This is a genomic window from Thalassotalea fusca, assembly GCF_053485835.1.
The window spans coordinates 203,289-216,978 of sequence record NZ_JBQRUN010000007.1 but is presented as its reverse complement, the minus strand read 5'-3'; the positions used below and the strand labels follow the sequence as shown (position 1 = coordinate 216,978).

12 protein-coding genes are annotated in these 13,690 nt (G+C 40.6%); 2 read left to right on the top strand and 10 right to left on the bottom strand.

Annotated features, from left to right (window positions below; translation table 11 throughout):
• Positions 1-523: 523 nt before the first annotated feature.
• From pyrF to ACSLUK_RS11120, 10 genes are all read right to left on the bottom strand, one after another.
• On the bottom strand, positions 524-1,225 hold the full coding sequence (gene pyrF, locus ACSLUK_RS11165) for an orotidine-5'-phosphate decarboxylase (RefSeq protein WP_448548676.1): 702 nt from the start codon (positions 1,223-1,225) through the stop codon (positions 524-526).
• Between the two features lie 59 nt (positions 1,226-1,284).
• Positions 1,285-2,454: a lipopolysaccharide assembly protein LapB gene (gene lapB, locus ACSLUK_RS11160; protein ID WP_448548675.1), complete on the bottom strand. Its 1,170-nt coding sequence runs from the start codon at positions 2,452-2,454 to the stop codon at positions 1,285-1,287.
• A 22-nt stretch (positions 2,455-2,476) separates the two neighbouring features.
• On the bottom strand, positions 2,477-2,707 hold the full coding sequence (locus ACSLUK_RS11155) for a lipopolysaccharide assembly protein LapA domain-containing protein (protein WP_448548674.1): 231 nt from the start codon (positions 2,705-2,707) through the stop codon (positions 2,477-2,479).
• 75 nt (positions 2,708-2,782) lie between these two features.
• Positions 2,783-3,070, bottom strand: coding sequence for an integration host factor subunit beta (gene ihfB, locus ACSLUK_RS11150; RefSeq protein WP_448548672.1), 288 nt, complete (start codon positions 3,068-3,070; stop codon positions 2,783-2,785).
• 89 nt (positions 3,071-3,159) lie between these two features.
• Entirely contained in the window at positions 3,160-4,821 is a 1,662-nt protein-coding gene (rpsA, locus tag ACSLUK_RS11145; protein ID WP_448548671.1) for a 30S ribosomal protein S1, read from the bottom strand.
• A gap of 114 nt (positions 4,822-4,935) precedes the next feature.
• Positions 4,936-5,631: a (d)CMP kinase gene (gene cmk / locus ACSLUK_RS11140; RefSeq protein WP_448548669.1), complete on the bottom strand. Its 696-nt coding sequence runs from the start codon at positions 5,629-5,631 to the stop codon at positions 4,936-4,938.
• Positions 5,632-5,650: 19 nt separating this feature from the next.
• Positions 5,651-6,982, bottom strand: coding sequence for a 3-phosphoshikimate 1-carboxyvinyltransferase (gene aroA, locus ACSLUK_RS11135; protein WP_448548668.1), 1,332 nt, complete (start codon positions 6,980-6,982; stop codon positions 5,651-5,653).
• A 94-nt stretch (positions 6,983-7,076) separates the two neighbouring features.
• On the bottom strand, positions 7,077-8,162 hold the full coding sequence (gene serC, locus ACSLUK_RS11130) for a 3-phosphoserine/phosphohydroxythreonine transaminase (protein ID WP_448548666.1): 1,086 nt from the start codon (positions 8,160-8,162) through the stop codon (positions 7,077-7,079).
• Positions 8,163-8,320: 158 nt separating this feature from the next.
• The gene (gene gyrA / locus ACSLUK_RS11125; RefSeq protein ID WP_448548665.1) at positions 8,321-11,035 is read right to left on the bottom strand and encodes a DNA topoisomerase (ATP-hydrolyzing) subunit A; all 2,715 of its coding nucleotides are present in this window, start codon (positions 11,033-11,035) and stop codon (positions 8,321-8,323) included.
• 327 nt (positions 11,036-11,362) lie between these two features.
• Complete coding sequence (locus ACSLUK_RS11120) at positions 11,363-11,899, bottom strand: Mpo1 family 2-hydroxy fatty acid dioxygenase (protein ID WP_448548664.1); 537 nt, start codon at positions 11,897-11,899, stop codon at positions 11,363-11,365.
• Between the two features lie 154 nt (positions 11,900-12,053).
• Here ACSLUK_RS11120 and ubiG point away from each other — a divergent pair, with 154 nt between their 5' ends.
• Both ubiG and ACSLUK_RS11110 read left to right on the top strand, forming a co-directional pair.
• Positions 12,054-12,761: a bifunctional 2-polyprenyl-6-hydroxyphenol methylase/3-demethylubiquinol 3-O-methyltransferase UbiG gene (gene ubiG, locus ACSLUK_RS11115; protein WP_448548662.1), complete on the top strand. Its 708-nt coding sequence runs from the start codon at positions 12,054-12,056 to the stop codon at positions 12,759-12,761.
• Positions 12,762-12,772: 11 nt separating this feature from the next.
• On the top strand, positions 12,773-13,423 hold the full coding sequence (locus ACSLUK_RS11110) for an HAD family hydrolase (protein ID WP_448548661.1): 651 nt from the start codon (positions 12,773-12,775) through the stop codon (positions 13,421-13,423).
• The last annotated feature ends 267 nt before the right edge of the window (positions 13,424-13,690 follow it).

Here is a 13,690-nt window from a genome sequence, read left to right as displayed (position 1 = left end):
ATTCAAAGTAATGTCAGGGGAGTTAGGACAAAGCAATTAGATAAAGTAGCAGTCATTTTCGGTTTTGTCTTCAGAGTGACATTTCCAACTTCCTGTCCATCGACGAGGATTAAGTTATCACATTGCTAATAAACCCTAATACCGAAGTTAAGAGGGTCACACGCGGCAATGTATAGTTCAACGTGGTTTTCACAACGATATTGCTATTTTTGCGATAGCAGGGTTCGGAAGATGTAATTCGAGCGATTTAACTCAATTGGTATTATTTTACATCCATCAATGTAGGTATTAAGCATTGGTAAATGTATGATTCCGTTTTGAGGCTTCTTATTAATTGGGTTGGAGTAAGTTATCAATTGTTTTTTGCTTTTTGTTTACAACAATGCATGTAAGCGATAAATAACTAGAGGTGTTTTATGGGCGGGAATGTTGTTTGTTGAAACCAGTAAAATTGCCACCGACGCTACTTATTCGATAGCAAATTACTGATAGGTAATTGATTAGCTCAAATACTTAGAATGTATTATAAACCTGCTATTGACTGGTTTATTTGGTTCAATACTGCTTGTGGAACATCTGATTTAGTAATTGGTCGGCCAACTACGAGATAATCTACGCCATCTTTAATCGCTTGTTCTGGCGTCATGATGCGCTTTTGATCATCACTACTCGCCCCTGCTGGGCGAATACCCGGGGTTACTAGTTTGAAATTTTGGCCAAATGCATCTTTTAACATCTTGGCTTCTTGTGCAGAACATACAACGCCATCGAGTTGCGCTTTGTGTGTTAAACTCGCTAGCGCCATGACTTGTTCTTGCGGTGTCTTCTGAATGCCAAGTCCGAACAGATCATCCTGTCCCATGCTTGTTAATACGGTTACAGCAATTAGCAAAGGTCTATTATCACCATAGGCTTGTAGCGCCTCGCGTGCCTTAATCATCATTTGCTCACCACCGCTGGCATGAACGTTAACCATCCATACTCCTAGATCGGCAGCCGCTGTTACCGCTTTCGCAACAGTATTCGGAATATCATGGAATTTTAAATCGAGGAAAACGTCAAAACCTTTATTGGTTAGCTGTTTCACAAATTCAGGGCCAAAATAGGTAAACATTTCTTTACCCACTTTCAAACGACAATCAGTTGGTGCAATCCTATCAACAAATGACAATGCATCTCGTTGGTTGTCAAAATCTAAAGCAACGACGACTTTAGGATCAATCATTCTGTATTCCTCTAACATTCAATCTTTTAGGACGTAGCGTTGAGACAAAAAAGAATTCACTATTCCCCTTCTAACCCTCTAACAGGCTTCAACTGTTCCCAGTCGTGGCAGCTTGGGCACGACCAATAATGCACGCTACTATTAAAACCACAGTTGCGGCAATTATACCTTTGTTTCACGTTTAGGTATGCACTAATCAGCTCTTTTATTACTTCTAAATGTTCGCTTTCAACATTACGCTGTTGAACTGACATCTGCATTTTTACAAAGTGCTGGAATCCCCTAATTGTAGGACGGCGTTTTAATGCCATTAATAAGAATTCTTGCGCAGTTTTATTACCTTTTTCACGCTCTAAATAGCTTAAGTATTTAATAAGGGCGGATGCACTTCCAGTCTCATCAAATACCTTCTTAATAAACTGATAAAATTCATCCTCGGCATCTTGTTGAAGATAACAATGGTGCATTTGATCGATAACGTCAGGGAAAAACTCTTTATCTTGATGATATATTGCCTGATAACACAAACACGCTTCATTATATTGCTGGTGCTCTTCGTATATTTCGGCAAGCAACCAATTTGCTCTTGAAGATTTGGGATCACACTTTAATGCGGACTCTAATAATTCAACAACCTCAATGTACTGGTCGTTTTCCTTAGCTAACGTTGCCAGCTCGCAGTAAAAATTCGCTAAGCTATGCAGTAATCGCTTATCATTGCTTTTGATAATCGCCTTATGCAGATCAATCCCTTGCTGCCAATCTTTCGTCGACTGATAAATCTGTAACAAGTAAATAAGGCATTTAGTTTGGTATGTTTTTGCCTTTAGTAGCTTCAAGAACATCGACTCAGCGCGGTCGTATAGTCCCGCACTTAAGAAATCTTTGCCTAACTCAAACGCGGCGTGCTGCTTGTCTTTTGTAGGTAAATGTTTTTGTCTAACTAAATGCTCATGAATTTTAAGTGCACGATCTAACTCTCCGCGCTTGCGAAATAAGTTAGCCATGGCGAAATGTGCTTCAATAGTGTCGTCTTCAAGTAATAATGCTTCAATTAAGTGTTCTATCGCCTTATCTTCTTGATTAGACAATAAATAATTAAGACCTGTAGAATATTTTATTGATAAGTTTTGCTTGGCGGTGTGTTGATTTTGTTTGACACTATTTCTTCCCATGAACCAGCCATAGCCCATCGCAACAGGAAGTAATAAAAACAATAACTCAGACATAACGTTTTAGACTGGTACCTGATTAAGCTTTTGACTTATCTTTTTTAAGGGAACGCGAAAGCTTCCATAACACACAGATGAGTATGCCAATAAGCACACCAATACTGGTAAACAAACTTACGGCTGCTGCAACTGGTAACTCTGTTTTGGCTATCATGTAGTTAAGTGTAATCACCTGCTCATTTTGACTACCAAAGACAAATGCCACAAATAGGCAAAAAAACATGACAATTAACGTTAGGTAAAATCGCATCCTAGTACCCTCTATGTACTAACAATTAAAAAAAACGGCATGCTAAAGCATGCCGTTTTTTATACAACTTTTCAATTACGACGCGGAAAGATTAACACGTTCTCGTAATTCTTTACCTGGCTTAAAATGAGGAACATATTTACCAGACAATTCTACGGATTCACCAGTCTTTGGGTTCCTCCCAATGCGCGGGGCTCGATAATGCAACGAAAAACTACCAAAACCTCTGATCTCAATACGTTCACCCTTTGACAGAGTTTGCGCCATCATTTCAAGAATTTCTTTAATAGCTTGTTCTACATCTTTTGCAGATAAGTGGCTTAATCTATCTGCGAGTCTTTCAATGAGTTCTGACTTGGTCATTAGACCTCCCAGTGTTCACTTAGCGTCACGCCAATGGTGGTTAAATCCGAGAAGGGTATAAATACCCTTCTCAATCTTCTCACTAAAAATTAGCTTTTAGCGTTTTTAAATGCTTCAGCCATTGCACTTAAACCAGTATCTTCTACTTGGTTTAAGCTATCCATAGCTTCACGCTCGTCTGCTTGGTCTTTCGCTTTGATTGACAAGCTAATAGTGCGGTTCTTGCGATCTACACCAATGAACTTAGTCTCAACGTCGTCACCTACAGATAATTCTGTTGTTGCGTCTTCGATACGGTCACGAGAAATCTCTGCAACACGTAAGTAACCTTCAACGCCTTCAGCTAATTCAATTTTAGCGCCTTTTGCGTCAACTTCAACAACCTTACCTGTAACAATAGCACCTTTTTTGTTATCTGTCAGATACATATTGAACGGATCGTCTTCAGTTTGCTTAACACCTAACGAGATACGCTCACGCTCTGGGTCAACCTGAAGTACAACAGCTGAGATTTCGTCACCTTTCTTATATTCACGAACAGCTTCTTCGCCGCCGTTCCAAGAAATGTCAGATAAGTGAACAAGACCATCAATACCACCGTCAAGACCAATGAAGATACCAAAGTCAGTGATTGACTTGATCTTACCTGATACTTTGTCGCCTTTGCTGAAGTTCTTAGCAAACTCTTCCCATGGGTTAGGGATACATTGCTTAAGACCAAGAGAAATACGACGACGCTCTTCGTCAATCTCAAGAACCATAACTTCAACTGTGTCACCCAAGTTAACAACTTTAGATGGGTGGATGTTTTTGTTAGTCCAATCCATTTCAGAAACGTGAACAAGACCTTCAACGCCTTCTTGGATTTCAACGAAACAACCGTAGTCAGTTAGGTTAGTTACACGGCCTGAAAGCTTAGAACCTTCAGGGTAACGCTTAGCGATAGCAACCCATGGATCTTCGCCTAATTGCTTCATACCTAGAGATACACGCGTACGCTCACGGTCGAACTTCAATACTTTAACTTGGATTTCATCACCAACATTTACGATTTCACTTGGGTGCTTAACACGCTTCCAAGCCATATCTGTAATGTGTAGTAGACCGTCGATACCGCCTAAGTCTACGAATGCACCGTAGTCAGTTAAGTTCTTAACGATACCTTTAACTTCAATACCTTCGGCTAACGACTCAAGAAGTGCATCGCGTTCTACGCTGCTTTCTGATTCGATAACTGCACGACGAGAAACAACAACGTTGTTACGCTTCTGGTCAAGCTTGATAACTTTAAATTCTAGGTCTTTACCTTCTAGGTGAGCAGTGTCACGTACTGGACGAACATCTACTAATGAACCCGGTAAGAAAGCACGAATGTTGCTAACTTCAACCGTGAAACCACCTTTAACTTTACCGTTGATAACACCGATAACAGTTTCTTTTTCTTCGTATGCTTTTTCAAGCACTTGCCATGCTTCATGACGTTTTGCTTTTTCACGAGAAAGGATTGTTTCACCGAAACCATCGTCAGTTGCGTCTAATGCTACATCGATTTCATCACCAATGTTGATTTCTACTTCACCAGCTGTGTTTTTGAACTGGTCGATAGAGATTACACTTTCAGACTTAAGGCCAGCATCAACTAAAACGTTGTCTTTGTTGATTGCAACTACAGTTCCTTTGATGATAGAACCAGGACGTGTTTCGATTTCTTTTAAACTTTCTTCAAAAAGTTGTGCAAAATTATCAGTCATTTATATATGAACTCAGATTTAATCCAATCAACTTACTTGTTTCATGGGGTTATTAATAATACCTTTCGCATCCTTACTAAAGGCTTAAGTTTAATTAAAGCTGGTTTTCAGTATTTAACCAGCTTCTTTTTGTGTCAGTTTTTCGTTAGCAAATGACAGTATTTTCAACACAACCTCTTCGATAGAAAGTTCTGTAGAATCAACCACTAACGCACCTTCTGCAGGTAAAAGCGGAGCTACCTTACGGTTCTGATCACGCTCATCTCTTGAACGAATGTCATCCAAAAGGCGCCCGATTTTAACATCAAAGCCCTTTTCGTTCAACTGATTAAATCTTCGCTGCGCACGTTCTTCTGCACTGGCAGTTAAAAATACTTTTACAGGGGCGTCTTTAAATACGACGGTTCCCATATCGCGACCATCGGCAACCAAACCCGGCGCAACTTTAAATGCTCGTTGTCTACGAAGTAATGCTTCTCTAACTCTAGGAAAAGCTGCAGCTTTTGAGGCTAACGCACCAACTTCTTCTGTGCGGATTGAATCTGAAACATCCTCACCTTCCAAAATGACGACACTTTCACCCTTACTGTTAATCTCAAACTGCACGTCTAAATGCGCTGCAACAGGAATTAAATGTTCTTCATCGTCCAAATTGATGTGATGATATTGAGCGGCAACCGCCAAGACGCGGTAAATTGCACCGCTATCGAGTAAATGCCACCCCAACTGTTCCGCCACCAAACGTGCTGCAGTTCCCTTCCCTGCTCCGCTTGGTCCATCAATGGTAATTACAGGTATTTGTTCATTCATATTTGTTACCTTGAGTAATTTATCGTGTTGCTAACGATAAACCTACGTGATTTGCCAACGTCACAAAATTTGGAAACGACGTTGCAACATTATCACAATCTAAAATAGTTATAGCACCAGTCGCTCTTAATGAGCCAATGGCGAAAGACATCGCAATTCGATGATCATGGTGGCTATTAATCGTACCCGTTTTCATTTCGCCGCCAATGATATCAATACCATCTTCATAGACAGTACATTCGATGCCAAGTTCCGTTAAACCGTCAGCCATCGCTTGAATACGATCGCTTTCTTTAACTCTCAATTCTTCAGCTTCTCTAAGTCGCGTTTTTCCTTGAGCACATGCTGCGGCGACAAATATAGCGGGAAATTCGTCAATGGCAAGTGGAACATCAGCAGGATCGATATCGATCCCCTTAAGTTGAGATGATTTTACGACGATATCTGCCACCGGCTCCCCGCCAGCCATGCGCTCATTGATAACAGTTAAATCACCATTCATTTGTTTCAGAATATTAATGGCGCCGATTCTTGTTGGGTTCATACCCACATTTCTAATGGTCAAATCACCTTCTTCAGCTATTAAACCAGCAACCATAAAGAATGTAGCTGAAGAAATATCGCCTGGCACTTCGAAGTCACAAGCAGTTAAGCGTCCACCACCTTTAATAGAAACCTTGTTACCGTCAACGTTTACCGGATAGCCGAACGCATTCAACATTCTTTCTGTATGGTCACGTGTAATACCAGGTTCAGTGACAGTAGTGACACCTTCTGCGTACATGCCTGCAAGTAGAATACACGATTTAACCTGTGCGCTAGCCATTGGTAACGTATAATCAATTGCCTTTAATTTTTGGCCTTCTTTTAAGCCGTGGCATTCAACTGGTGGCGTGCCATCGTCTGCAGCGTTAATATTCGCTCCCATTAATTGTAGCGGATTTACCACTCTACCCATGGGGCGTTTATTTAATGAAACATCACCACTCATTGATGAAGCAAACGATTGGCCAGCAAGAATACCCGAAAGCAACCTAATCGATGTACCCGAATTACCAATATCAATGTTTCCTTCTGGCGCAGATAACCCATCTATACCACGCCCCACTATCGTCACATTGTTATCTTCGTCAGGTCCATTAATTTCAACACCCATCGCTTTGAATGCATTCATAGTGGCAATACAGTCTTGTCCCGGTAAAAAGCCTTTAACGTGCGTTGTCCCATCAGCCAATGCACCAAACATTATTGAGCGATGTGAACAAGATTTATCGCCAGGTACTTTAATGTCACCTATCGCTTTGTTACTCGGTGCAGTTTCGATTACTAACCCATTACTTATTGAAGACATGTCACTTACTTCCTTAATCTACGAATGATAAGTAGCGAGCACTTCACTCATCATTCCTTTAAATTCAATACAAATAAAACCAAAAACCTGATGACTAAGCATGCTGCTTGGCAAAATCAGCCATAAAGCCAACTAACGCCTCAACACCTTCTATCGGCATTGCGTTATATATACTGGCACGCATGCCGCCAACTATTCTGTGTCCTTTCAGTGCAACTAAGCCAGCTTGCTCTGCCTTTTCGAGAAACGCTGCATTTAATGACTCATCTTTTATCCAAAATGGTACATTCATCAAGCTGCGAAATTGTGGTGAAATATTATTGTGATAAAAGCTATTGCTATCAATAAAGTCATATAGCAATTTCGCTTTTTGGCGATTAATGGCTTCAATTGCTGTAACACCGCCCTGTTCTTTCAACCACTCAAAAACCAATCCTGCCAAATACCATGCATAGGTAGGTGGTGTGTTATACATGCTGTCGTTTTCAGCGGTAAGCTGATAGTTCATGATACACGGCGTTTGTTTTTGAGCGTTACCAAGCAGGTCCTCTCTTACAATTACGATAGTTAACCCTGATGGTCCTATGTTCTTTTGTGCTCCCGCGTATATAACACCAAACTGACTAACGTCGATTTTTCGTGAAAGGATGGTTGATGACATATCTGCCACTAACGGAATGCCATTGGTGTTGGGTACTTCAAAAACTTCAATTCCGTTAACCGTTTCATTAGGACAATAATGGACATATGCTGCATCTGGTGACAATGCCCATTCAGATGTAGGTAACACACTAGTTTGCTCCTCGGAGGCACTAGAAATATCGATAGTATTGATTTTACCAAAATTTGAGGCTTCTTTTGCGGCTGCTGAAGACCACGAGCCCGACACTATATAATCAGCGTGTTTACCTTCAGGTAAAAGGTTAAGTGGGATTGCTGAAAACTGGCCTCGACCTCCACCATGACAAAACAGCACTTTATAGTTGTCAGGTATTTCCATTAATTGACGTAAGTTAGTTTCCGCTTGTCTTGCCAAAGCCATAAATTCTTTACTACGGTGACTGAGTTCCATCACCGAACAACCTGTATGTTGCCAATTGACGAATTCAGATTGAGCTCTTTTCATTACCGGCTTAGGTAACATCGCGGGCCCCGCGCAAAAATTATAGATTTCTGACATGGAAAAACAGCATCCTATATTTGGGGTATTAATTATTTATAACGTTATGCATTTGTTTCAACTGACACCACTCGGTTACAGTTAAAACAAAAAACTGCCTTATCATCCGAAAAAAAATAGGCGGTAATAACCGCCTATTTTAACTGTACGTGCGTTAACTATTCGTTATCGCTATCTTCGCCAGTTTCGGCATTTTCATTATCGCTTACCGCATTTTCATCCGTAGCAATATTTTCAGTGGTTTGTTCAGTGTCCACTTCACCTTCGACGATCGTATCATCCTCTTCGATTTCATCGATTCGCTGCAATGCTACAACGCTTTCATTCTCTGCCGTACGGATAATACGCACACCTTGTGTGTTTCGTCCGATCACGCTAACTTCATTAACGCGCGTTCTAACCAATGTGCCATTATCAGTGATGAGCATTATTTCGTCTTGGTCTTCAACCTGAACAGCGCCAACAACCGGACCATTTCTATCACTTACTTTGATTGAAACTACGCCTTTGGTTGCACGGCTCTTAGCTGGATATTCAGCAAGTTCAGTTCGCTTACCATAACCATTTTGTGTCACGGTTAATATCGCACCTTCAGATTTAGGTACGATCAGTGAGACTACTTTCTGATCACCTTCTAGTTTAATACCTCGAACACCAGTTGCAGTACGGCCCATAGCACGAAGTGCTTGCATCTCCTCGCCAGTTTCAGGATCTAATTTCACTTCCCCTGTTTCACTGTCGCGAACTTTTTCGTTAAAACGAACAACCTTACCTTCATCTGAGAATAACATGATGTCGTTAGTGCCATCAGTAATATCGACACCAATCAATGTATCGTCATCTCGCAAGTTTAATGCAATGATACCGTTTGCACGCTGATTAGAGTACGCAGTTAATGGCGTTTTCTTCACCGTACCTGACGCTGTCGCCATGATGATGAATTTATCTTCTTCATACTCGCGCACTGGTAAAATTGCTGTGATTTTCTCATCACTTTCTAGTGGTAATAAGTTCACAATTGGGCGACCACGAGCAGTACGACTTGCTAACGGCAACTGATAAACTTTCAACCAATACAACTTACCTCTGTTTGAGAAACATAAGATAGTATCGTGTGTATTCGCCACTAATAAACGTTCAATGAAGTCTTCTTCTTTCATCTTAGTAGCTGCTTTTCCTTTACCACCACGGCGTTGTGCCTGATAGTCTGAAAGCGCTTGGTATTTTACGTAACCTTCATTAGAAAGTGTTACCACTACGTCTTCTTCGTTAATTAAATCTTCTAACGACAAATCATGTGAAGCAGACGTAATTTCAGTACGACGTTCATCACCAAAATCATCGCGAATAACCTCAAGTTCTTCACGAATAACTTCCATCAAACGAACTGGGTTAGCAAGAATATGCATCAATTCTGCAATTAATTCTAATAACCCTTTGTACTCATTTAGAATCTTTTCGTGTTCTAAACCAGTTAACTTATGCAAACGTAAATCAAGAATTGCTTGCGCTTGTTGCTCTGTTAAATAGTATTGACCATCACGGATACCAAATTGTGGCTCTAACCATTCTGGGCGTGCAGCATCATTGCCCGCACGCGACAACATGTCACTAACGTTACCTAGTTGCCATCCACGACTTACTAATTCTACTTTCGCTTCACTTGGTGAAGGAGAGTTTTTAATGAGTTCAATGATTGGATCAATGTTAACGAGTGCGATCGACAATCCTTCTAGGATATGTGCGCGTTCGCGGGCTTTGCGAAGTTCAAAAATAGTACGACGCGTTACAACTTCGCGGCGATGTAAAATGAACTCTTCTAGCATTTCTTTCAATGTAAACAGTTTTGGTTGGCCGTTGGTTAATGCCACCATGTTTAAACCGAAAGAAACTTGCATTTGTGTTAGCTTATATAAGTTATTTAAAACTACTTCACCAACGTCACCGCGTTTCACCTCAATCACCATGCGCATGCCGTCTTTGTCAGACTCATCGCGTAGTGCCGAAATACCTTCGAGGCGTTTTTCTTTAACTAGCTCAGCCATCTTTTCGATAAGACGAGCTTTGTTTACCTGATATGGTAATTCGTGAACAACAATCGTTTCTTTACCCGATTTGTCGTCCACTTCAATTTCAGCGCGAGCACGGATTTTAATTTTTCCACGCCCTGTTTTATATGCTTCAAGAATACCTGCACGGCCACTAATAATACCTTGCGTAGGGAAATCAGGCCCTGGTATATGCTCCATCAATTCATCGATGGTCGCATCCTCGTTTTCAATTAGCGCTAAGCAGCCATTGATAACTTCGGTTAAATTATGCGGAGGAATATTCGTTGCCATACCAACAGCAATACCTGACGTACCATTTACTAGTAAGTTAGGAATTCTTGTCGGCATAACCGCTGGAATTTGTTCAGTACCATCATAGTTCGGTACAAAATCAACGGTCTCTTTGTCGAGGTCAGCAAGAATTGAATGCGAGATTTTCGCCATACGGATTTCCGTATAACGCATCGCCGCTGCAGAGTCACCGTCAACAGAACCAAAGTTACCTTGTCCGTCTACAAGCATGTAACGAAGTGAGAATGGCTGTGCCATACGAACGATCGTATCGTAAACCGCAGTGTCACCGTGAGGGTGATATTTACCGATTACGTCACCAACGACACGCGCTGACTTTTTATATGGTTTATTGAAATCGTTACCCAGTACATTCATTGCGAATAAAACACGGCGATGAACCGGTTTCAAACCATCACGTACATCAGGTAAAGCACGACCTACAATTACGCTCATTGCATAATCTAGGTATGAGCTTTTCAGCTCGTCCTCAATATTAACTGGGAGAATTTCTTTTGCCAGATCGGTCATAAAACGACAGTATCCCTAAATTTAGAACTTTAAGTTTATTATTGTATAAAGGCATAGGATGTTATCATAAAAGCACCCAATGCCATACAGCTTTATGACCCAACATTTTGCGATGGAATAGTTTTCTTTTCAAGCGTTAATTAAACAATGGAGAATAAAAGCCTAACACCTTGTTGTTTATAAGTAATTTTAACGAGTATCGACAAAAAAACGTGAGTTTCAGTACTCGCAGTGATAGCGGCTGACGCTAATCGCACAAATGACATACAACGAATCACCGTACGACTGTACCAAATGTAGTCAAGTGCTCAATTATTACACACGTAACTATTGCCGTTGCTTTGCCTCGTCAAATGATGCTCGTTTCTTGATTGCTTGAGTTTCTACTTGTTGCGCTAACTCTTTGTTAAAACCTAATCCAAAGTTTACTTCTGCAATCAAAAACAATGGTCCGATAAACAACTGATTTAAATCATCTACGAATGCAGGCTTTGCTTTTTCATACGCATGCCCAATAAATTGTAATATCCAACCAATAATAAATGCTGCAATTGCCAGATGAACCTGAAATTCAAGCCCAACAGTTAAGTGCGCACTATATATAAGAGGACCAAATAGTATGAAAGCCCATAGTGCGAGTACTGGTGATAAGAGCAGATAATAAAACAATACCACTACAGAAGCGATTGTAGCTAGTGTCGTCGCGGCAGTAACACCAACCAGAGAAAACTCAAATGAAACCCGTGTCAACAACACAGCGATAGACCATATGATCAGTGGAATTCCAAAAAAATGCGTTCTTACATTCTTAGCGTTCAAGTGAACACTTTTGTACGTTGAAAGTTGCTCTAACACTGTTTTCATATTAATCATCCTTAACCCACTTTATTATACATTTGTACAAATTATATGATAAGCATCGCTGGTGCAAGTCGTTAATGTTGCCATCTTACGTTGTATTGCACGCGGATTCGTTTAAAATCACAAGCATTAATATACACGTATAGTTCAAATTATCATGTCAAACGAAATTAACGTTAACCCAGAAGAAATTGCAAAGTTTGAAAAAGTCGCCAGCCAATGGTGGGACTTAACGGGTGACTTTAAGCCGCTTCATCAAATAAACCCATTAAGAAGACAATTTATCTTACAGCACTGTCCAGAATTGTTCGGCAAAGAAGTCATTGATGTCGGTTGTGGTGGTGGAATCTTGTCTGAAAGCATTGCCAAACTCGGTGCCAATGTCACCGGCATAGATATGGGAGATGAACCGCTGAATGTCGCCAAGCTCCATGCGCTGGAAACCAATGTTTCTGTGAATTACCAGAAATGCACAGCAGAAGCAATGGCACAGGATAAGCCAGAACATTTCGACATTGTTACCTGTATGGAGATGTTAGAGCACGTTCCCTCGCCCTCTTCCATTATTGAAGCTTGCGCCAAAATGGTTAAACCTGGTGGTTACGTATTCTTCTCAACGTTAAACAAAACGATTAAATCTTACCTGCTTGCTATCGTTGCTGCTGAAAAAGTCTTAAAGCTTGTGCCTGATGGCACCCATGATCACAAGAGCTTTATTAGGCCTTCTCAACTTATACATTGGGCAGAATCGGCAGCTCTGAAGTGTATCGATGCTGCGGGTATTCATTACAATCCGATTACCGAGAATCATAAACTAATTTCATCTCTCGATGTGAATTATATTCTTGGTTTTCAAAAACAATAAGCGGGAAACTAATGAGTAAAGCAGTATTATTCGATTTAGACGGTACGCTATTAGATACCGCCAAAGATCTTGGCGCAGCACTTAATCATGTGCTTGCAGTTAACCATTTGCCCGAAATTGCATATGACATATCTCGACCTTTAGCGTCAGACGGTGCCAAAGGTTTACTTGAACTAGGGTTTGGCAGTGCTTTATCACGTTTCAACTATGATGAATTGCGTGAGCTATTCTTACAATATTACGAAGAAAACATTGCTGTACATACAAAATTATACGCTGGTATTGAATCAATGCTCGCCAATATAGATAAAGCAGGCATACCATGGGGAATTGTTACAAACAAACCTGAAGCACTCGCTCAGAAACTCGTTGCTTTCTATCCCGCTTTGAACACAAGCCAAGTATTGTTAGGGGGTGATAGTTTACCTCAACGTAAGCCTGATCCTGAGCCATTACGAGTAGCTTGTGGGCAGCTTTCATGTGAAACAACCAATACGTGGTATATTGGTGATGCCCTAAGAGATATGCAAGCGAGCAACGCTGCCGGAATGACATCTGTTGTAGCCAATTGGGGCTATATTAAACTGACCGATGACGTAGAACAGTGGCACGCAGATTTTATAATCAACGATCCCCACGAGATCCTTCAGCTGATTAATTAACCAATCCGTACATTTATCACGCAAATCATCTATGTTATTGATCAATAAGAAAAACGGAGTCTATATTACTATTTGTCATATAGACTCCGTTTTTGTCACAAAAATAATTATACAAGCAAAAAAATTTGCAAATTATTCGTTGCGTTTCCTAAAAATCAAAACTTAAAAGAGTTGCTACGTTAGTCATTACTAACTGGTCAAATGTAGGGGTAATTTTCGTACTTTTTGACAAAGGTTTTAGGGTTGCAATAAGTCACAAACCTCATT